Source organism: Winogradskyella sp. PC-19 (genome assembly GCF_002163855.1).
Lineage (GTDB): Bacteria > Bacteroidota > Bacteroidia > Flavobacteriales > Flavobacteriaceae > Winogradskyella.
In genome coordinates, this window is sequence record NZ_CP019332.1 from 1,766,138 (window position 1) to 1,788,843 (window position 22,706).

General features: G+C 34.5%; 16 protein-coding genes. 8 read left to right on the top strand and 8 right to left on the bottom strand.

Features of this window, described 5'->3' with window-relative positions; all coding sequences use genetic code 11:
- Entirely contained in the window at nucleotides 1–1,311 is a 1,311-nt protein-coding gene (locus BTO05_RS08085; RefSeq protein ID WP_087492177.1) for a vanadium-dependent haloperoxidase, read from the bottom strand.
- A gap of 239 nt (nucleotides 1,312–1,550) precedes the next feature.
- Between BTO05_RS08085 and BTO05_RS08090 the strand changes: the two genes are divergently transcribed.
- On the top strand, nucleotides 1,551–5,510 hold the full coding sequence (locus BTO05_RS08090; RefSeq protein WP_087492178.1) for a T9SS type B sorting domain-containing protein: 3,960 nt from the start codon (nucleotides 1,551–1,553) through the stop codon (nucleotides 5,508–5,510).
- A gap of 35 nt (nucleotides 5,511–5,545) precedes the next feature.
- Here BTO05_RS08090 and BTO05_RS08095 read toward each other — a convergent pair whose 3' ends face one another.
- From BTO05_RS08095 to BTO05_RS08125, 7 genes are all read right to left on the bottom strand, one after another.
- Nucleotides 5,546–6,328: an enoyl-CoA hydratase/isomerase family protein gene (locus BTO05_RS08095; RefSeq protein WP_087492179.1), complete on the bottom strand. Its 783-nt coding sequence runs from the start codon at nucleotides 6,326–6,328 to the stop codon at nucleotides 5,546–5,548.
- 55 nt (nucleotides 6,329–6,383) lie between these two features.
- Entirely contained in the window at nucleotides 6,384–7,838 is a 1,455-nt protein-coding gene (locus BTO05_RS08100; RefSeq protein ID WP_087492180.1) for a sensor histidine kinase, read from the bottom strand.
- A 43-nt stretch (nucleotides 7,839–7,881) separates the two neighbouring features.
- Complete coding sequence (locus BTO05_RS08105; RefSeq protein ID WP_087492181.1) at nucleotides 7,882–8,445, bottom strand: CopD family protein; 564 nt, start codon at nucleotides 8,443–8,445, stop codon at nucleotides 7,882–7,884.
- Entirely contained in the window at nucleotides 8,445–11,531 is a 3,087-nt protein-coding gene (locus tag BTO05_RS08110; protein WP_087492182.1) for a WD40/YVTN/BNR-like repeat-containing protein, read from the bottom strand. The genes BTO05_RS08105 and BTO05_RS08110 overlap by 1 nt, the downstream gene beginning before the upstream one ends.
- 56 nt (nucleotides 11,532–11,587) lie before the next feature.
- Nucleotides 11,588–12,934, bottom strand: a complete 1,347-nt coding sequence (locus tag BTO05_RS08115; protein WP_087492183.1) for an MATE family efflux transporter — start codon at nucleotides 12,932–12,934, stop codon at nucleotides 11,588–11,590.
- The gene (hemH, locus tag BTO05_RS08120; RefSeq protein WP_087492184.1) at nucleotides 12,934–13,971 is read right to left on the bottom strand and encodes a ferrochelatase; all 1,038 of its coding nucleotides are present in this window, start codon (nucleotides 13,969–13,971) and stop codon (nucleotides 12,934–12,936) included. The genes BTO05_RS08115 and hemH overlap by 1 nt, the downstream gene beginning before the upstream one ends.
- A 98-nt stretch (nucleotides 13,972–14,069) precedes the next feature.
- Complete coding sequence (locus BTO05_RS08125) at nucleotides 14,070–14,969, bottom strand: helix-turn-helix transcriptional regulator (RefSeq protein WP_087493314.1); 900 nt, start codon at nucleotides 14,967–14,969, stop codon at nucleotides 14,070–14,072.
- Between the two features lie 199 nt (nucleotides 14,970–15,168).
- Between BTO05_RS08125 and hemA the strand changes: the two genes are divergently transcribed.
- The 7 genes from hemA (at nucleotide 15,169) to hemB (ending at nucleotide 22,405) form a co-directional block, all read left to right on the top strand.
- Nucleotides 15,169–16,419, top strand: coding sequence for a glutamyl-tRNA reductase (gene hemA / locus BTO05_RS08130; RefSeq protein WP_087492185.1), 1,251 nt, complete (start codon nucleotides 15,169–15,171; stop codon nucleotides 16,417–16,419).
- The gene (gene hemC, locus BTO05_RS08135) at nucleotides 16,412–17,989 is read left to right on the top strand and encodes a hydroxymethylbilane synthase (RefSeq protein ID WP_087492186.1); all 1,578 of its coding nucleotides are present in this window, start codon (nucleotides 16,412–16,414) and stop codon (nucleotides 17,987–17,989) included. The genes hemA and hemC overlap by 8 nt, the downstream gene beginning before the upstream one ends.
- A gap of 3 nt (nucleotides 17,990–17,992) precedes the next feature.
- Nucleotides 17,993–19,018 (top strand): uroporphyrinogen decarboxylase, encoded by a 1,026-nt coding sequence (gene hemE, locus BTO05_RS08140; protein ID WP_087492187.1) that lies wholly within the window; start codon nucleotides 17,993–17,995, stop codon nucleotides 19,016–19,018.
- 84 nt (nucleotides 19,019–19,102) lie between these two features.
- Complete coding sequence (locus tag BTO05_RS08145) at nucleotides 19,103–19,891, top strand: EI24 domain-containing protein (RefSeq protein WP_087492188.1); 789 nt, start codon at nucleotides 19,103–19,105, stop codon at nucleotides 19,889–19,891.
- Nucleotides 19,891–20,430, top strand: a complete 540-nt coding sequence (locus BTO05_RS08150; protein WP_087492189.1) for a GNAT family N-acetyltransferase — start codon at nucleotides 19,891–19,893, stop codon at nucleotides 20,428–20,430. The genes BTO05_RS08145 and BTO05_RS08150 overlap by 1 nt, the downstream gene beginning before the upstream one ends.
- A complete protein-coding gene (gene hemF, locus BTO05_RS08155; RefSeq protein ID WP_087492190.1) occupies nucleotides 20,420–21,322 on the top strand; it encodes an oxygen-dependent coproporphyrinogen oxidase in 903 nt (300 codons plus the stop codon). The genes BTO05_RS08150 and hemF overlap by 11 nt, the downstream gene beginning before the upstream one ends.
- Before the next feature lie 93 nt (nucleotides 21,323–21,415).
- A complete protein-coding gene (gene hemB, locus BTO05_RS08160) occupies nucleotides 21,416–22,405 on the top strand; it encodes a porphobilinogen synthase (RefSeq protein ID WP_087492191.1) in 990 nt (329 codons plus the stop codon).
- Nucleotides 22,406–22,706: the final 301 nt, after the last annotated feature.

Consider the following 22,706-nt stretch of genomic DNA (forward strand, 5'->3'; position numbering starts at 1 on the left):
TTACTTTAATTTGTTAAGAATAAAGTTTGCAATTTCACGACCTTGTCTTCCACCTTCTTCAACACCTTGCATATAGTGGATACCCCCATAAAAACGACTTAAATTCACTTGATTTGCTGCTTCTCTAAACGACTTAAATGTACGTTTCTCTAATCCAAAACGTAATTGTGTGTTATCTGTAAACTCATAATCTTTTCCGTAAATACTAGTCAGAATTTCTGCTGCCGAAGCTGAAGTTGCACTATGGCCACTTGTATATTCTGGAAAAGGTGGTGTTTGTAAAACAGGTGTCCATTCGGCATCTATATTTTCTTGAATGTATGTAACCGGACGTACTAAATCTGTTTTATACTTTACGTACCAAGCAGCAATAATAGCATCAAACATCGCCATAGACGTCAATGTGTATGCCTTTGTGGTTTTGAAATAATCAGAGTTTTCTTTTGTTGAAATCTGATTAATAATATTAAGCCAATGTCCTGGTGGCGTGAATTTATGAATAGTTGTAGTCATATGACCTTTATGGACGGTCATAATTGGATTACAATCCCAAAACCATGCAATCTTTTCTTTCTCTTCAGTTTTATTCTTAGATTCTTGATAAACCTCATCGACCATTTTATAGAAATCGGAGTCTTTTTCCGTACTATAGTCTGGTAGTTGTTTGTATGCAAAAACATTGGCGCTATCGACAACTATTGTTCGGATATTATCCCAATGAGGCTCTAGACCCGACAAATAATCTGGTGGTGTTTCTCGCCAATTTTGTGGTTTTTTAGTACTTGTAAAACGTGCGTATGTTCGTGTCTCAATATATTTGTCTCTATCTATCCAACTACTAAATTGTTTTGAGATTTCTAAAGCGTAATCCTCAGAATTTTTTATTGCATTTTCAGAAAGCCCTAATTCTAAAGCTTTAGTTTTAAGACTATCATTTAAAGCTTCAAAATGATGCTCAGAATAAATAAGTTTCTTTCCTGTATGAGAAAAAGCCAAAAGCGCTGATAATTCAGGATTCACACCTTGACTTTCTGGTAGCTTAAATTGCTCTAACCCATTGATTTTAGATGTAATCGTTTTTAGGCTATCAGCCCTTAAACTTTGTAAAGTAATATAATGTGCTAAATGGGCATAAGCATACATTCGGCTAGCAACTGGCGGCGTAAATGCATCTTCCATAACTGCTTCTAGCAAAACAGTATTGGCATTATTTAAATCTGTAGCTTTAAAAACTTGAATATCTGACTTTGTAGTGTCTTTACAAGATGAAAGTATAACTAGTATTATCAGTGCAAAAATCCTTGGTTTCATAAGTCTTAAGTTGAAAGATTAAATATACTTAAATATCTAAACTAATCAAGGAGACTGGCCTTTTGAATGTAAAAAAGTTTGGTAGTAAGGGCTAAGAGTTGTAAAAAGATTTTTAAGAAATATTGTAAGAAAAAATTACAAAAATTATTTTTTGATATATGTTAATTATTGACTACTAACATCATTAAAACTTTTAAAACTAGAACTAAAAAGATATCTTGCTAATTAATCAATCAAAAATGCATAGGTTTTTAAAACTAACAATAACTATTCTTCTTCCATTTTTTTGCATCAATTTATCATGGTCGCAAACCGTATTATTTGCTGATGTACCCGTAAGTGACACAGGAACTTCAAATGGAATTGGCCAGGCGAATACAAGTAGAAATATTGCAGTTTCTAACGATGGAATTATTTATGTTGTATTCAGTGGTGATGAAGGCGTAAGAGTTGCAAAAAGTGATAATAGAGGTGCTAGTTTCTCGCCTAGTGTGCAAGTAAGTACAGAGACATTTGTTGAGCCTGAAATTGAAGTTAATGACCAAGGAGTTGTCTTCATTGTATGGGCAAGCTCTGGAAATAGTAATATTTTTTTAAGTAGAAGTCTAGATAATGGACTTACTTTCTCAGTACCTACTCAGGTAAACTCAGATTCTAATTTTGCTGCTAGTATACATATGACTACATATGGTGATAATGTATATATTGTAAATCAATCGGGACAAAATATATATGTAAATTCTAATAACGGTGTTGGGTCCTTTACATCTATTGACCTTCCTGTATATGTGTATGCCGATATTTTAACTGACCAAAATGGTGTTGTTTACGCACCAAGAGATAATCCTGCTTTAGAACTATATAATAGCGTTGATGACGGACAAAGCTTTAATCAAATACCATTAACAAATGATGGAGATATTTATTTTTCGAGTTATACTTTAAGTGATGGTCCTTGCGGTACATTTTTATTTACTTCTGGTGACGGTTCTAATGCGTACAAAATAGATGTAACAACTGGTGTTGCTGAACAATTAGTTTTTGGGATAAATAACTCTAATGTTCAAGGAAGAACTTTGTTTGCTGACCAACAAGGCACTATAATCGATGGTTATAAGGCAGACTCCGGTGATTTAGTTATGAGTATTAGTTTTGATCAGGGTCAAAATTTTGAAACACCGATTATAATTTCAGACGGTGATAGTCATAACATTGATCGAAATACAAATTCTAATGATATCGTTGTAACGTATAGTAAAAATGGACAAGTATTCGTAACTGTATATACAGATTTACTAAAAGATATACAGATTGTAGAACCAATACCAGCTATAGAAACCTGTTCTGGAACTAGTTTTGATTTAGACTTTAACCTTACTGGACAATTTGGTCCTTCTACATTATTTACAGCTGTATTAAGCGATGAGACAGGAAGCTTTGCAAACAGCACTAATGTTGGACAAGTTGTTACTAACACTAACAATACAGTAACAGTTACATTACCTGGAACTTTAGTATCAAGTAACCTATATAGATTACTAATTGAATCTTTAGCAGATTGCACCCAGAGTCAACCAATAACTATTAGTATAGGTAATGTTCAGCTCGGAGACGCAGATGATATTTCAGAATGTGCCGAAGAGAACGGAAGCGGTATATTTGACCTAAATGCTTTAATTCCTGATTTATTGAATGGGCAAACTGGTATTGATATTACATTTCATGAAAGTGAAACTGATGCTGACTCAAATGTTAATCCTATACCAAACCCAGAAGCTTACACAACCACAGGTACAACAATTTGGGTTAGAGGACAAAGCATTCAGTCAAGCACTTGCTTTGGCTCTGCTAATATAGAATTAACAGTTTTTGATTTGCCGGTAATAAACAACAATGTAGCCTTAGAACAGTGTGACACTGACCAAGATGGCATTACCTTATTCAATCTTACTGAAGCAAATAGTTTAATCACCAGTGAAACAACGTATTCATTTTCCTATTATACTTCGGAAAATGATGCAGAAATGGAAAATACAGCAAATGAGATACTTAATTTTACATCTTACGAAAACCCAACAGCGTTAACAAGTGTCGTTTATGCTAGAGCAGAGACTTCAAATGGCTGTTTTAGAATCTCACAAATTGATTTATTCGTTGAAGCCACACAAATACCTAATGATTTTGAAATCATTTATGAAACTTGTGATGACGTTTTATTAGGCACCAATATTGATGGTGTTAGTGCCTTTGACTTTAGTGATGCAACAGCACAAATAGAAAGTTTATTTCCTGTTGGTCAAAATTTGGAAACCACTTACTACTTTAACGAAAATGATGCGTTGGGCGAAATTAATGCCATAAATAACCTTACTGATTTTAGAAATGAACAATCTCCAAACAGTCAAATCATTTGGGTACGTGTAGATAATCAAGATAACAATGGTTGTCAAGGTTTAGGTCCGCATATCATTCTAAATGTACTTTCAGTTCCTGAAAATAATAGCATTGTTGATTACGAATTGTGTAGTAGCAATGGCGAAGCCACTTTTGATTTAACCACAAAAGATGCTGAAGTTATCAATACTCAAACCGAAGTTATTATTGTTAAATATTACAATTCTCAACAAAATGCACTTGACGATATTCCAATTACTAATCCAAACACTTTTTTAAGTACTGGACAAACTATTTATGTGAGAGCTGTCTTTGATACCAACGGTAATAGTGTTGAAGATAATGAAGAATGTTTTAATGCTATTGATATGAGTTTTCAGTTGATTGTCAATCCTAATCCTGTGATATTCGAACCAGATGCTATTGAAATTTGCTCTGTAGAAGTAAATACTATTTATGACCTTACAGAACGTGAGAGTCAAATTACCGGGAATGACACAAGTGTTACTATAAATTATTACGAAACTCAAACAGACCTTGACAATAATATCCCAATAAATGATCCTCAAAATTATCTCAACACACAGCTTAGTAGAGATATTATAGTTGTTGTTACTAATGGAAATAATTGTACTTCTCAAGAAACACTTACCCTAATAACCACACTTTACGATAACTATAATACATCTCTTCTGCCTTTAGAAGAATGCGAAGTAGACAATGACGGTTTTGATAATTTTGACATCACACGAGCAGAATCAGATATTCTAAATCTTCTTGATACAGACACAACAAATGACCTTAGTGCTTCGGATTATACTTTTACCTATTACGAATTAGAGAGTTTTGCTGCAGCAGAAATTGAAAACACAAATAATTCAATTTCTAATCCAACATCTTTTATTAATACTGTAATCACAACCCAAACCATATATGTAAGAGTAACTCCGGCAAATGGTTCAAATCAACAATGCTTTGTTGTAATACCAGTGACTTTAGTAGTTAATCCCGTACCTCCAATTGAGATTGAAGATAATTACGTAATTTGTTTATCAAACGCAGACCAAGTCATCGATAGCGATACTACAGTTCTGCCAATGCCGCCAATAGATACTCAACTAAATACTACGGAATATACATTTCAATGGTACGCAGGTACCGAACAAGAGACAATTGATAATCCTTTAGCTATAGTTATTGCTGGGGAAACTGGACCAACTTTTAGTCCAACACAGGCTGACAATTACACTGTAATTGCTACAAATAATGCAACAGGTTGTACCATTTCTGCAACTACAAATGTGTCAGCTTCTTATCCTCCAGAGTCAATTACAGTTGAATTGATTAGTACTGCCTTTTCTGGAAATAACACCCTAGAAGCTTCAGTTATTGGTAACGGTGATTATGAATTTAGTCTAGATAATGGCCCATATCAAGCATCTGGGATATTTACAGATGTTACTGGTGGATTACACCAAATTTTTGTTAGAGACTTATACAATTGTAATATTATAGCTGTAACAAAAAGTATTATAGACTATCCTTTATATTTTACCCCAAATAATGATGGAAACCATGATACATGGAATATAACAAGTATAGCTAGCCAGCCAAATGCCAAAATCTATGTTTTTGACCGCTATGGAAAATTACTCAAACAACTCAGTCCAACCGGTGCTGGTTGGGATGGCACATACAATGGCAATAATATGCCAACTAGCGATTATTGGTTTTCTGTTGAATATACTGAACCATTAGATGGAATTAAACGAACGTTTAAAGCGCATTTTACCTTGAAACGATAATTTTTTTCAAAGTGACCAGAAGCAGTAGAAAATATTTACTTCCCAGGAAAATCAGCCTTACGTTTCTCTAAAAATGCGGTTGTACCTTCTTTAAAATCTTCTGTACCAAAGCAATTTCCAAATGCCTTTATTTCTGCTTTGTAACCATCAACACCGTCTTTATAATTGGCATTAATTGCAAAAATAGCTTCAGCAATAGCTACTGACGAATTTCGCATAATCTTACTTGCAATTTTTTGACATAATGGTAATAATTCTTCGACTTCCACAACATGGTTGACTAGACCATAACTTAAAGCCTGATTAGCGTCAATCATTCCTGCTGTCATTACCATTTCCATAGCGCGACCTTTACCAACAAGTTGCGGTAAACGTTGTGTGCCGCCATAACCTGGAATTACACCTAGAGACACTTCTGGTAAGCCCATTTTTGCATTATTACTAGCTACTCTAAAATGACAAGCCATAGCAAGTTCTAATCCTCCACCGAGAGCAAAACCATTGACAGCTGCAATAACTGGTGTGCTTAAATTTTCGACAAAGTCAAATAATAATTCTTGTCCTTTAGCTGCTAATTTTCCGCCTTCGGCAACATTAAAGTCAGCAAACTCACTTATATCTGCACCTGCTACAAAAGCTTTTTCTCCACTACCAGTGACAATAACAACTTTGGAATCTTTAGATTGGTCAGCTATATCAAAAGCATGGTGTAACTCTTCAATAGTTACTTTGTTTAACGCGTTGAGTTTACTAGGTCGATTAATATTAATGGTTGTGATACCATTTGAAAATTCTGAGAGTATGTTTTGGTAAGTCATAGTAAAGGTTTTAATTAAAAATTCTGAGATTCTGAATATAGTTCAGAATGTCTAACTACTTTTTAGGAAAAGTCACTGTAAAGATAGTACCTTTTTCATATTCTGAAGAAAAAGAAATACTTCCATCGTAGGTTTCGACTATATTTTTTACCATTGCCAAGCCAAGTCCCATTCCACTTGATTTTGTGGTAAATTTAGGCTCAAAGACTTTAAGTTTATTTTCTTCTGTTATTCCAGTACCATTATCTTCAACTGTAATATTTACGTTGTTTTCATTAGTAAAAACACTCACTTTGATTTTTGGATTATCAGATTCCTCTGGTATGGCCTGTATTCCGTTTTTAACCAAATTAGTAACTACTCTTATAAGTTGTGTTCTATCAAAATTGGCAATAATTTCTTCAGTTTCTGGCTCGAAACTTATATAGTTTTCATTAAAAATATCTAACGCTAATTTCACAACATGCACAACATCAAGTTGTTCACTTTGTTGCGCTGGCATTTTTGCAAAATTTGAAAATGCAGATGCAATCGAACTCATGGTATCTATTTGCTGAATCAACGTATTACTGTATTCAGCGACTTTGGTCTGAATGTTTTTGTCTTCTGGGTCAAACTTTCGTTGAAAGCTTTGCACACTCAAACGCATAGGCGTTAGTGGGTTTTTAATTTCGTGAGCTACTTGTTTTGCCATTTCACGCCATGCTTGCTCACGCTCACTTGTTGCTAATTGTACAGCCGACTCTTCGAGCTCATCAATCATACCGTTGTAAGATTTTACAAGCGTTTCTATCTCGACACTAGAAGATTCTATTTCAATCTTTTTATTTCGTTTTTCCAAGCGAAACTCTGTCATCTTATCACTAATTGTTTTCAATGAACGTGTGATATATTTCGAAATAAAATAAGCTAGAACTATTGCCGCCAAAATCATAACTAAATATGCATATCCTAATCGAAGTAGAAACTCATTAAGCTCGCGATTAAAAATATCGTCATCTTCTAAATAAGGAATATTTAGGATAGCTATATTTTTAAACTTCTTATCTGTTATGTAAGAATACGAAGACTGAAAGACCTTACCATTAATTTCGTTTTTTAAGACATAACGATGCTCCGCTGTATTTGAAAGCTGATTCAAAATCTCTGCTTCCAAACAAACATCAGCTGTATTTTGTTGCAATTTGGCTTTTGAAGATTTTAATAATTGCCCTTCTAAATCATATAAATTCAATTGAAGTCCGTGAATATTAGAGATGTTAAAAATTTCTTCTTTAAAAATAAAGGGTAATTTCTCAGTAATCACTGGGAAAGATGTTTCGTCAATCGCCAAATCGATACTACGTCTTATGGCAGCTTCCTTACGCTCCAACCTATCTGCGTGGTATTCTCTAGCTTCCTCGTTATACTGATAAATAGTTACCGCGCCGATTAAAACTGAGGCTAATAACACCAAAAGTATCATCGCAATGAATATACGAGACCGAAGAGACAATTTTTTTAGCGCCATAAAAGTTTTTAAATTCTTCTAAATATAACAATAATCACGCCAATTAAGCATCTGGATTTTTTGTTCTAATATTTTTATAAATCCTGAAACCTAGCATTAAAAGAATACCTAAAATTACAATGCCTACAACTCCAAAAACCCAATTAAGAGCATCTTTTAGCACCACAAGAAATACAACGGCAAACAATACAAACGTTGCGCCTTCATTCCAAATGCGCATAAAACTTGAAGATTTTTTCACAATATCTTTTTGAAGCTGTTTGTAATATTTGTGGGTCATCAATTGATATATAATAAGCAGTAACACAAACCCTAATTTGACTTGCATCCAAGCGTCTGTAAGATAAAATAGTCTTGGAATAATTATTAAGACCCCAAAAACTATAGCCAAAATACTCGATGGCCAAGTTATAATATACCAAAGACGTTTGGCCATTAGTTTTAATTGCTTTCCTAAGATTTCTTTTTCAGGAGATGGCTTATGAAAAGCTTCTATTTGGTACACAAATAACCTAGGAATGTAAAATAATCCTGCAAACCATGTAACCACAAATATGATGTGTAACGATTTGATATAATAATAGTATTCTGCTAAAAAATCTGTCATTAATCCTCAACAAATAAATAGTTCAATTGTTTTGAGTTGAAAGCTGTATTAAATGCCTTAACCTCATCACTTAAAATAGTATTGAAAGCTGATAATTGGGTTTTAATCTTTCCTGTTAACTCATTTTTTACTGCAATATCTTGAGCCGTTGGTGCAAAATCACCCATACGAACCAAAGAATTTAAATGCCCTAATTTGTTGGTTAAACGTATTGGAAAATTCAATGGGTCTTGTCCGCTTCTGTTCTTGGTTTGGTATAAGGCTTTCTCAATATCACTTAACTTTTCTTTTAAGGCTTTTGCTTTTTCAACCAAGTCTTTTACATTTTCGTCGCCTTTGTATTGCTTTTGGAATGCGCCTAGTTGCTTGTTGACGTTTCTGATTTTTTTAATGGATTTGTGTGCTTCATCCATCGTTTTATTAACGCTTTCAATGAAAGTAAATTGCTGTTCCATATCGGCAACTGTGCTTTCTGCTCTTGGGTCAGCTAAAATTTTGAAGCTTTGAGATTGATCTTCATCATTAACTTTTAGACTTACTTTATAAGTGCCTGGAGTTGCGCGTGGACCTTCTAAACTTGCCCACCACAGAATCATACCTGGCAAACGTTCGGCACCATCGTATGTCATATTCCACACATATTGATTAGCACCTTTTTCAACTTTTAGTTTATTCTTTTTGTCTTTGTTTGAATACGTTTTTATCGTATCTCCTTTTCTATCAAAATACGTTAAAGATACTTTATCGTCGTCCTTCAAATCTTTCAAATTAAAATAAGTAATTACCCCATTTGGGTGATTTGTTCCCGTCGTTTTACTTCCTGCACGTCCGCCACCACGCATCCTATACGTGTCTTTTGGTTTGAATAATAAATTGGTGTTCAAATCTGTATTATATAACTGATGAATCACAGATAAATCATCAATCATCCAAAGGCTTCGACCTTGTGTTGCAACGATTAGATTATTGTCTTTTATCGTTAAATCGGTGATTGGTACAATTGGTAAATTCAGTTGAAATGGTTTCCAGTTTTTACCATCATTGAAGGAAATGTACATGCCAGTTTCTGTACCTGCATACAATAAACCTTTACGTTTTGGGTCTTCTCTAAGCACACGCGTAAAATGCTCATTATTGATACCGTTTGTAATTTTTGTCCAACTTTTACCATAGTCAGTTGTCTTATATAAATATGGTGTAAAATCACCCGTTTTATACTTTGTTCCTGCAACGTAGCAAGTACCTTCGTCAAAAGCACTCGGTTCAATGCTGTTAATCATCATCCAATCTGGCATACCTTTTGGCGTGACATTATCCCAGTTTTTGCCGCCATCTTTTGAAACATGAACTAGTCCATCATCACTTCCAACCCAGAGTAAACCTTCTTTTAATGGCGATTCTTGAGCTGCAAAAATAGTACAGTAATATTCGATAGACGTATTATCTTGTGTTATTGGACCACCAGAAGATTTTAATTTTTCTGGGTCATTTCTAGTTAAATCTGGACTGATGATATCCCAAGATTGTCCTTCATTTTCAGTCACATGTACATGCTGAGAAAATGTATACATTCTGTTCGGATTATGCTTTGAAAATATAATTGGAAAATTCCACTGAAAACGGTATTTCATGCCTTCAGCACCATGTCCCATTGGGTTATCTGGCCAAACATTTATCGCGCGGACTGTTCCTGTTCTATGGTTTTTTCGGGTTAAAAAGCCATCGTAACTTCCACCGTAGACAATATCATTATCTTCTGGATCAACCGCGATGTGAGCGGATTCGCCACCAGCTGTGCTTTCCCAATCGTCTTCTGTTATTGAGTATCCATCTGTTCTGTGCGGAATTCTTATAGTTGAATTATCTTGTTGCGCAGCATAAATTCTGTATGGAAATGCATTATCTGTAGTTACACGATAAAATTGTGAAGTTGGTTGATTGTAATATGTACTCCAAGTTTCGCCACCGTCATATGTGACTTGCGCACCACCATCATCGCCAATGATCATACGGTTTGGGTCTTCGGGCGCAATCCATAAATCGTGATGGTCACCGTGCGGCGCACGATAATTGCCGAAGGTTTTTCCGCCATCAGTGCTTTTGTGATAGCTAACGTTAAGTACGTAAACTGTATTGATATCTTTAGTATCGGCATACAAACGTGTATAGTACCAAGCGCGTTGGCGTAATTTACGTTCGCTATTAACTTGTCGCCATGTGTCGCCACCATCATCACTTCGGTATAAACCACCTTTGTCTTTATTCTCTACAATTGCCCAAACGCGTTGATTATTAATTGGAGAAACTGTAACGCCTATAATCCCTAAAGTGCCTTCTGGGAAACCTTTCATTTTTGAAATCTCTTTCCATGTTTCGCCATTATCAGTACTTTTCCAAAGTGCAGAACCGTCGCCACCTGAATTTAAACTGTAAGGTGTTCTATTAATTCGCCATGTAGAAGCGTATAAAATTCTTGGATTTGTTGGGTCCATTATTAAATCGACAACACCAGCATTGTCATTAGCAAATAAGGTTTTTCTCCATGTTTTTCCGCCATCAGTACTTTTATAAACACCACGTTCTTCAGTAGGTTTATATAGATTACCCATAACACCAGCAAAAACGATATTATGGTTTGTTGGATGAATCGCAATACGTGGAATATGACGGGACTTTGGTAAGCCAGCAGATGTCCATGTTTTACCAGCATCAACTGTCCTCCACATACCATAACCTGAAGATACATTTCCTCTTACAGTTTTTTCACCACCACCAACATAAATAACATTTGGGTCGCTTTTAGAAACGGCTATTGCACCGATACTTCCACCGAAGTAACCATCAGAAATATTTTCCCATTGACGTCCGCCATTGGTAGTTTTCCATATCCCACCGCCAGTTGCACCAAAATAGTATAAGTTTGGTTGATTTGGCACACCTGTTACTGCGGCACTTCTTCCGCCACGAAAAGGGCCAATAAGCCGATATTCTAATCCTGAATAATAAGATTCGTCAAAGTTTTGGGCTTCTAAATTTAAACTGAAAAATGAGAGCAGAACTGCTATAAAGATGGTTGATAATCGCATGATAGTTATATAAGTTAGTTTCGAAATCTAAAAATAAAGAATATTACTTAGAAGTCTTATACGGTCTCCAACTTTAACTTTACTTCACGTCTTAGGAAGTAATAGGTCACGATTGTAGATAATACATCTGATATTGAAAACGAAATCCAAATACCTAATTCGCCAAAGAAAATTGGCATAATATACATCAACGGAATAAAGAAGATTGCTTGTCGTGTTAAGGTCAATATCAATGCTGGAAGCGCTTTTCCTATAGCTTGAAAATAAGCTGCACCAACCAACTGCAATGATAAAATAGGAATCGCTGCAAATGCCCAACGCATATTATTTGGTGTAACATCTGTTACAGCTTGGTCTGTAGTAAACCACTTAGTAATAAACTCTGGAAAAACCATTAAAACAATGAAAATGATAATCGCCAAAACCGTTGCGTATTTTATGGATGTATAAATGACTTCTTTAACACGGTCAAACTTTTTAGCACCATAATTGTAACCCGCAATAGGAATAAATCCTTGAGTAATTCCATAGATAGGAAATAAGGCAAACATGGACATACGACCAACAATTGCATAAGCCGTTACGGATGTTTCACCTCCAAAATTATAGAGTGCATTATTAACTAAAAGAAATGTAACACTAACTACCGCTTGTCTTGCTAAAGTAACAGAACCTAACGAGCCTATTTCTTTTACAATTGGTAAGTCAAATCCTAAATGCGACACATCTAATTTTAATTCAGAATTTTTCGAAAAGAAATACCATAAAATGAATAAAAACGATACGATATATGAACCTGTTGTTGCCCAAGCAGCACCAGCCATTCCATAATCTAAAATATTAATAAAAATATAGTCGAATAGCAAATTTCCTATAGACGGAATCAACATCGCATACATGGCAAATTTAGGCTTACCTTCTGCTCTAATGACACTGTTTCCCATCATCACGAAACCTAAAATAGGAACACCATACAAAATGATTTCATAGTAAATTTTTGCTGGTGCAAAGATGCTTCCTTTTCCGCCAAATGCAGGAATCAACGTATCTACAAACAACAATCCAAAAATGGCAAATGTGACCGTAAATACAAAAGTTAAGGTGAGCTGATTTCCAAAGGTTTTTAAAGCTTTTTCTTTATTGTCTGCACCTAAAGCTCTTGAGATTATGGACGAACCACCTATACCAATAGCCATACCTAAAGCGGCAATAAAAAAAGATACCGGTAATACGACATTAATAGCTGCAATGGCTGTAGCGCCTATCCAGTTACCAACAAAAATAGTATCAACTAAAATATTTAGTGACATCACCAAAATACCAATCGATGCTGGTACGGCTTGCTTTACAAGCAATTTCCCTATTGGTTCTGTCCCTAAATCTTGAGACGATACTTTAGCCATTATACGGTGGCTGTTTCAGGAGTTTTTGCCCATTCCTCAATCATATTTGTGAGCACTTGTGCAAAATCTTCACGCTCATTTAGACACGGAATTACAGTAAATTCTTTACCGCCAACTTCATGGAAAATTTCTTCACCTTCCATAGCAATTTCTTCTAAGGTTTCTAGACAATCGCTAACAAAAGCTGGCGTTACAATAGCCATTTTTTTAGTTCCTGCTTTTCCCATGCGTTCAATAGTACGGTCTGTATAAGGCTTTAACCATGGGTCAAACCCTAAACGTGATTGGAATGTTGTGGAGTATGTTCCGTTTTTAAGACCTAGTTTCTTCGCCACATTAATCGTTGTGATTTCACATTGGTGACGGTAACAAAACTCGTGTTGTTTACTCCCTTTTTTAAAGCAACATTTTCCATTCATCTTACAGTTTCCGTTTGTGATATCACTTTTTCGGATATGACGTTCTGGAACACCGTGATAACTGAATAAAATATGCTCATAATCTAAGTCGTTAAGCACTTCTCCAATACTTGCCGATAAGGCATCAATATAGTCTTGACGTTTATAGAATGCTGGTGTTTGCGTAATTTTTACCTCTGGAAAATGCTCTGCCACCAACTCATCAATTTTAACATCGATTGTTTCAGTTGTTGCCATCGCAAATTGAGGATATAGCGGAATAGTTTTAATTTCTGTACATCCTTTGTCTACTAATTCCTGCAAGCCTTTTTTAATAGTCATACTGCCATAACGCATGGCTAAAGCGACTGGATAATCAACTTTATTCTGAACCTTTTCTTGGAGTCTTTCTGATAATACAATTAGTGGAGAACCTTCATCCCACCAGATCTTTTTATAAGCTTTGGCTGATTGCTTTGGTCTAGTATTTAAAATAATACCTTTTACCAGTAGCGCTCTTGCAAAAGCTGGTAAATCGATAACGCGCTCGTCCATTAAAAACTCACCCAAATATCTTTTTACATCTTTAGGCTCTGGGGAATCTGGAGAACCTAGATTGACTAATAATATTCCTTTCATTCTTTTTCTTTTTCAAATACAAAAATACAATCCAATTTACTAACCAATTAAGGTAGCGGTATTGAATTTTATAATATTAGTATAGTTTTAAGACTTTACTAGTTGGTCTCAGTTATATACTTCTTTGGTGTTGTTCCGTACTTCTTTTTAAATGCTGCTATAAAATGACTCGCTGTACTATAGCCTACTTTTAGACCAACTTCATTAACATTATAATCTCCAGACTCTAATAACTTTCTGGCAACTTCCATTTTATAATCAAATAAAAAGCTAAAAACCGAATCGCCATAAATTTGCTTAAAACCTTCTTTGAGTTTTTTTAGACTTAAATCTATACGGTCAGCCAATTCTTGTAAGGTTGGTGGCTCGGCCATTTCGGAGATGATAATATCCTTGGCTTTTTTAAGCTTAGCTATGTTTTCTTCATCTACCAAAAAGGGGCATTGCTCTATATTAGCATCTTCACTTCTATTAAAAAATAAACTGAGCATCTCATAAGCTTTACCTTTAAAGTATAATGATTTTATTGAGGTATTAAGATTGAAACTTAGCAACTGATTTAAGACTACAGCCATTGACGGAGAGATTACGCCATCTTTATAGTATTTTTTATCTCTATTATCTTCTGATAAAAACGTAACATACGACGCATCTTGCGAGAACAAACCATGAAATTTCTCTAAAGAAATGACTAAAGAAACCAACCAACAATTTGGTTGAACCTCTAAGTTAATGGGTAAATCCCGTTGTGGGTTATAAAGTAATAGTGAAGTGTCTTGATGGATAGGTAAGCGATATGTGCCTTGGTTAAAAACAAAAGTGGCTTCGCCTTTGATACAAAAATGAAACTGTATATAATTGCTATCTATACGGCGTTCGACAATCTCAACACTATCATTATCATTCTTATAAGTTAGTACAAAAAAACCATCTTCAAGATAGGTTTCAGTAAAAGACCCTTGAGCGATACTTTTTGGAGTTAAATTTTCAATTTTCATTTCTTTGTTATTTAGATTCGTTCTAAACAATAAGCTTAAAAACCCTTTATTTTAGTACAAAAGTATGATAATAATCATGTTTTAATAAAAAATAAACTTAAAAAACCCGAAACGACACTTTAAGTTCTTTCAGCGTTATTTTTATATTAAGCTTCAATATATTTTTGCAGAGTTAATTCCAAGTCAGGTAAACGGGCGAATGCAACAACAAAGAAACACTCATTTTTATGCTATAGGTCTCAGCTATAAAAAAGCTGATGCCGAAGTACGTGGTCATTTTAGTTTAAGTGAAGCCGCTAAAACAGCTGTTTTAGAGCAGGCGAAATTAAATGGGATAGAAAGTTTATTGCTGGTTTCGACTTGTAATCGTACAGAAATTTATGGTTTTGCCAAACGTCCATGTATGCTAATTGACTTGCTATGTGAAAACACAAAAGGAACAGTTGAAGAATTTCAAAATGTAGCTTATGTACACAAGAATAATGATGCTGTTTCACACATGTTTAAAGTTGGTTCTGGTTTAGATAGTCAAATCCTTGGCGATTTTGAAATCATTGGTCAACTGAAAGCTGGTGCAAAACGTTCAAAAAAATTCGGTTTATTAAACTCTTACACAGAACGCCTACTAAATTCTGTCATTAGAGCAAGCAAAAGAATAAAAACAGAAACTGAATTGTCTTCTGGAGCAACTTCTGTTTCATTTGCTTCTGTTCAATATATCATGAATAACGTTCAGAATATTTCAGATAAGAATATTTTACTTTTTGGAACCGGAAAAATAGGGCGCAATACATGTGAGAACTTAGTTAAACACACTAAAAATCCTCACATTACCCTAATAAACAGAACCAAAGATAAAGCCGAAGCTGTTGCTGGAAAATTTAATCTTTTAGTTAAAGACTACAATAACTTACAAGAAGAAGTTAATGCTTCTGATATTGTAATTGTTGCTACAGGTGCACAAAACCCAACAATATATAAAACACTTATACAGACTGAAAAACCATTGTTAATTCTTGATTTATCTATTCCAAAAAATGTGAATGAGGATGTGAAGGAATTAGATAATATAACTTTAGTTCATCTAGATGATTTAGCCAAGATTACTGACGAGACTTTAGAAAAACGTAAAGCTTTCATACCTAAAGCTGAAATTATTATTTCTGAAATTAAAACTGAATTTAATGCTTGGTTAGATACGCTAAAGTTTGTACCAACAATACAAGCTATAAAACATAAGTTGACAGATTTAAAAAACTCTGAATTTTCGACTCAGCGAAAAAAGCTAAGTGATTTTAATGAAGAACAAGCTGAGCTAATTTCGAGCAATCTTATTCAGAAAATAACAAATCAGTTTGCACACCATTTAAGAGAAGATAACAATTCTTCTGATGAGAGTATAGAGCTCATCAAAAAAATCTTTCAGTTAGAAACTACCGATAATGTCTAGAATAATTCGCATTGGCACACGCGACAGCCAGCTCGCTATGTGGCAAGCAAAAACTGTACAGTCTCAACTTGAACATTTAGGCCATAAAACAGTATTAGTACCTGTAAAATCAACAGGTGATATTGTTTTGGATAAGCCTTTATACGAGCTTGGTATCACAGGGATTTTTACAAAAACTTTAGATATTGCTATGCTTAATGGTGATATTGATATTGCTGTACATTCGTTAAAAGATGTACCAACAATTTTACCAAAAGGTATTGTACAAGCAGCTGTATTAAAACGTGGGAATATCAACGATACGTTAGTCTTTAAGAAAAATGAAGAATTTCTTTCTGCAAAAGATGCTGTAATTGCTACAGGAAGTTTACGTCGTCGTGCGCAGTGGCTTAACCGTTACCCAACACATACAATTGTTGGATTAAGAGGAAATGTAAATTCCAGACTCGAAAAATTAGAAAACAACGATTGGAATGGCGCCATATTTGCCGGTGCTGGTTTAGGTCGTTTAAATATTACACCAGAAAATTCTATTAATTTACATTGGATGATTCCTGCGCCAGCACAAGGTGCGGTTATGGTTGCTGCTTTAGAAGAAGACGATGAAGTTAGAGAAATCTGTGCAGAAATCAATCATAGAGAAACAGAAATAGGGACAAGCATTGAGCGCGAGTTTTTAAATCGTCTCGAAGGTGGTTGCACAGCACCAATAGGTGCAATTTGTTATGTAAATAAAGATGATGAAGTTCATTTTAAAGGCATTTTGTTGAGCAAAGATGGCTCACGTAAAATTGAAGTTACTAAAGTCGTTCCTCTAGGAAAACATGATGGTATTGCAGAATTCTGTGCAAATTATATTATTGAAAAAGGAGGCAAAACCTTAATAGACCAATTACAGCGTAGTGATAAAACGACGAATATCTATTCTACAAAAACATTGACAGAAGATCAAAAATTATTGTTTCATAACGATGTAGTTTCTGATAGTAATGACGCCATAAAAATAAGTCTCAATCGAATTCATAAGAAGGTCGTTAGAAACGAAATTCAGAATGTTATCATTACGAGTCAAAATGCCGTTGAGGCTTTATTGACTAGTTTTTCTGCGGTAGAATTACAGTTCAAAAATATCTATTGTGTTGGTCGACGAACCAAACGTATGGTTGAAAAGCGTATTGGCAAAGTCACACACATGGCGCCAAATGCAAAAAGGCTAGCAGAATATTTAGTTGAATATATAGACGGTACCGAAGTCACTTATTTCTGTAGTGATTTACGTTTAGACGATTTACCAAACATTCTAACTGAAAATAATATCACAGTCAATGAAGTTGAAGCTTATCAAACCAAATATGATGCTGTAAAATTAGAGAATAATGTAGATGGTATTATGTTTTATAGTCCATCTACAATTGATAGTTTCCTAAAACAAAACAAAGCCAATGGTATTGCATTTTGTATTGGAGAAACAACAGCAAATACTGCAAAAAAACATTTTGAAGACGTAAGGGTTGCTAAAGTACCTACAGTCGAAAGTGTCATAGAATTAGTAAACGAATACTACGCTTAAAACATGATTAAGAACGATTTATTTTTAAGAGCTTTAAAAGGAGAAACTGTAGAGCGTCCTCCGGTATGGATGATGCGTCAAGCTGGTCGATATTTGCCAGAATTCATGGAAATAAAGGCTAAGTATGATTTTTTTACACGTTGCCAGACACCAGAATTAGCTAGTGAAATCACAGTACAACCTATCCGAAGATATGGCATGGATGCTGCTATTTTATTCAGTGACATCTTAGTAATTCCACAAGCAATGAATATAGAGGTACAAATGAAACCTAATTTTGGACCTTATCTACCAAATCCAGTTCGCTCACAAAAAGATGTTGATAATGTTATTGTTCCTGATGTAAAAGTAGAGTTAGATTACGTTTATCAGGCTATAAAAGCAACCAAAGAAAAACTAAACGATGAAGTGCCATTAATTGGTTTTGCTGGTTCTCCTTGGACAATATTGTGCTATTGTGTACAAGGTCAAGGCAGCAAAAATTTTGACAAAGCCAAAGAATTTTGTTTTACAAATCCAATTGCGGCACATGGATTACTTCAAAAAATAACAGATACTACAATAGCTTACTTAAAAGAGAAAGTAAAAGCTGGTGTTAATGCTGTACAAGTTTTTGATTCTTGGGGCGGCATGTTGTCTCCTGTAGATTATCAAGAATTTTCATGGCAATATATTCAGCAAATCATTGATGCTTTAAAAGACGAAACGCCGGTGATTGCTTTTGGTAAAGGCTGTTGGTTTGCTCTAGGAGAAATGGCAAAATCTGGAGCTTCTGCATTAGGTGTTGATTGGACGTGTTCTGCTAGAAATGCTCGATATTTAACTGGAGGGAACATTACATTACAAGGTAATTTTGACCCAACTCGTTTGTTTTCTCCTCCAGCGAAAATCAAGAAAATGGTACACCAAATGATTAACGAATTTGGTAAGGATAAATACATCGTAAATTTAGGTCATGGTATTTTACCAAATATCCCGCTTGACAATGCCAAAACATTTATTGATGCGGTAAAAGAATATAAGTCTTAAATTGCTGATGCTTTTAGCGTAACACATTGTCAATTTATGCGTCTTGTTTAATAGACGAGTTCTATTAAACAAAAAACAAAAAAGATGATTCAAAATATACTCAAAGGACTGCAAGTTTATACTGGTGCTTATAGTTTAATTTCTAAACTGAAATTATGGAAGTACTTTGTAATACCTATGCTTATAAGTCTAGCTGTTTTTATTTTGATTTTTGCATCAGCTTATGGCCTTTCTGATAATTTAGGCGAATGGATTGCAGGCATTTGGCCTTGGGATTTAGGAAAATCTACGTTCACTGCAATTTCAACTTTTATTAGCGGAATCATACTTTTTGCTTTAGGAATCATTATGTACAAACATATAATAATGGCTTTGTCTTCGCCTTTTATGAGTCCTGTATCAGAAAAAATAGAAAGTTATTATACTGGACAGCCTGCAGAAAATTATACCAATGCAACTTTCTCAAAACAACTTTTTCGTAGTATACGTATTGGATTAAGAAATTTAGTAAAAGAGCTTATCTACACATTGCCTATTCTTTTATTAAAGTTTATTCCAGTAGTAAATATTTTTTCTACTGCATTATTATTTTTAGTACAATCATACTATGCAGGTGTTTCAAATATGGATTATACTTTAGAACGTCATTTTAGTTACAGAGAAAGTATTTCTTTTATAAAAAAACATAGAGGTTTGGCAATAGGCAATGGTATTGGTTTTTTACTCTTATTATTTATTCCTGTTATCGGAGTAATACTTGTATTGCCACTAAGTGTAACATCGGCTTCTATTATTACTGTAGATTTACTATTTGATGACGATGAAGGAGAACATATTGGCTTTGAACCTTTTGAAATAATTGAAAACAGATAATGGTCGCTCAATTCAACGGTTACGAAATCAATCCTGTGCATAATGGAGATGCTTGGAAGATTTGCGATTTAGCCGTTGCTAATCAAGACCGCTTTAAACGCTATTTCCCAGAAACTCTTAAGCAAAACTTAAACCCAACATTATCTCAATATTTTGTTGAAGAAAAAGTAAAAGCTTTTGAAAACAAAGAGTTGTTTTTATTCACTTTAAAACATTCTGAAAATCGAAAACTTGCTGGTCTTATCTACATAAAAGAACTTGACTGGGATAAAAAACAAGGTGAATTCGCCTACTGCATTGACTATAGGTTCGAAAACAAAGGCTTAATCTCTCAATCCGTTAAAGCACTATCAAAACATGGGTTTAAAAATTTGGGGTTAGAGACACTACAAATCATATCGCATAAAACCAATATTGGAAGTGTGAAAGTGGCAGAAAATAATGGTTTTAAATGGGTTAAAACTCTTAAAGAAGAATACACACCTCCAGGTGAAAAGCCATTAGATATGGAGTTATTTGAATTATATAATGAAAGATAAATTTTACGAATACATACAAATTTTACAAGACCGTATTACCTCAAAACTTGAAGAGATTGATGGTGTCGCAAGATTTAAAGAAGACATATGGAAACGTCCAGAAGGTGGTGGTGGACGAACAAGAGTTATAGAAAATGGTCGTGTTTTCGAAAAAGGTGGTGTAAATATTTCTGCTGTTCATGGCGAATTACCAAAAACTATGCAACAGCATTTTGGTGTAGTTGATGCCAATTTTTTTGCTTGCGGTTTAAGCTTAGTTTTGCATCCTAAAAATCCAATGGTGCCAACTGTACATGCTAATTGGCGTTATTTTGAAATGTATGATGCCGATGGAAATATTGCTGACCAATGGTTTGGTGGTGGACAAGATCTAACACCATATTATTTATTTGAAGAAGACGCCAAACATTTTCACCAAGTATGTAAAACCGCTTGTGATAAACATAGCTATGATTTTTATCCAAAATACAAAGCGCGTTGTGACGAGTATTTTTACAACGCTCACCGAAACGAAGGTCGTGGTCTTGGCGGTTTATTCTTTGATTATTGCAAAGCCAGTGAGACAATGCAAATGCAAGATTGGTATAACTTTGTAACCGAAGTTGGTGATAGTTTTCTTGACGCCTATGTACCTATTGTAGAAAAAAGAAAAGATATAGACTATACTGAAACACAACGCAATTGGCAAGAAATTAGACGTGGTCGCTATGTGGAATTTAACTTAGTGCACGATAAAGGCACTTTATTCGGGCTTAAAACAAATGGTCGCATTGAGAGTATTCTCATGAGTTTACCACCAAATGTACAATGGGTTTACGACCATAAGCCAGAAGCTGGTAGTGAAGAAGAAAAATTAATTAACGTATTACAAAACCCGACTGATTGGGTTTAGCATTGTCATTCAGAGTGAAACAATGAATCTCTTATTTGTACAGATTCTTCACTGCGTTCTGAATAACAATAAAATAACTTAAAACTTAAAAAGATGTTTCCAATACGAAGAAACCGAAGATTAAGAACAAACGAAGCTATTAGAAGTTTAGTAAGAGAAACATATATCTCACCAAACGATTTTTTAGTACCTCTTTTTATTGTTGAAGGTAAAGGCATAAAAGAAGAAATAGCCTCAATGCCCAATTACTATCGTTACAGTTTAGATTTATTAAAAGATGAAATCAAAACACTTTGGAGTTTAGGTCTTAGATCTGTTTTACTATTTGTAAAAGTCCCTGATAATCTTAAAGATAATAAAGGTACGGAAGCTTTAAATCCAGAAGGTTTGATGCAACGCGCCATCAAAACCGTAAAGGATGTTTGCCCAAATATGTTAGTTATGACTGATGTAGCACTCGACCCGTTTTCAGCATATGGTCATGATGGTATTATTGAAGGTGGAAAAATCATTAACGATGCTACTGTCGAGGTTTTGGCCGAAATGAGTATCTCTCATGCCGAAGCTGGTGCAGATTTTGTTGCACCAAGCGATATGATGGATGGTCGTATTTTGGGGATTCGTGAAGCATTAGACCAATCTAACTTAATAGATGTTGGCATCATGAGTTATTCTGCAAAATATGCTTCAGCTTTTTATGGGCCATTTAGAGATGCTTTGGATTCTGCTCCTGTAGATTTGCAACATATTCCTAAAGACAAAAAAACCTATCAAATGGATTTTGCAAATCGCGAAGAAGCCATACGTGAAACCGAAATGGATATCAACGAAGGTGCAGATATTGTGATGGTAAAACCAGGATTATGCTATTTAGATATTGTTCGCGATATCAGAAATAGTTTTGATGTACCAATTGCTGTTTACCAAGTTTCGGGCGAATACGCTATGCTTAAAGCTGCTGCCGAAAAAGGCTGGTTAGACCATGATGCAGTTATGCTAGAACAAATAACGTCTATTAAACGTGCTGGTGCGAATATTATAGCGAGTTACTTTGCTAAAGATGTTGTGAAATTGATTTCTTAATATCTATTTACTCCGTTAACATAGATGCTTTTCAATTTCATCTAGCCTAACAAAAACAATACATCTCTCGATTTTTAAGGTTAACGCTAGGTTAACCTTAACTGTTTATGTGTGTTTCTAAAATTCCTGTTCTAGATTTGTATCATCATCAATCGTAAAATCAGAACATTATGAGAACTTTAGACAACAATCAGATTTCAAAAAGGCATCAAGAGACAAAGGGTTACAATTGGAATTCTAAAAGACGTTTCAGATAAGCCATTACTCAAACCGATAGAACAGTACTTGGATTTTTCATCAA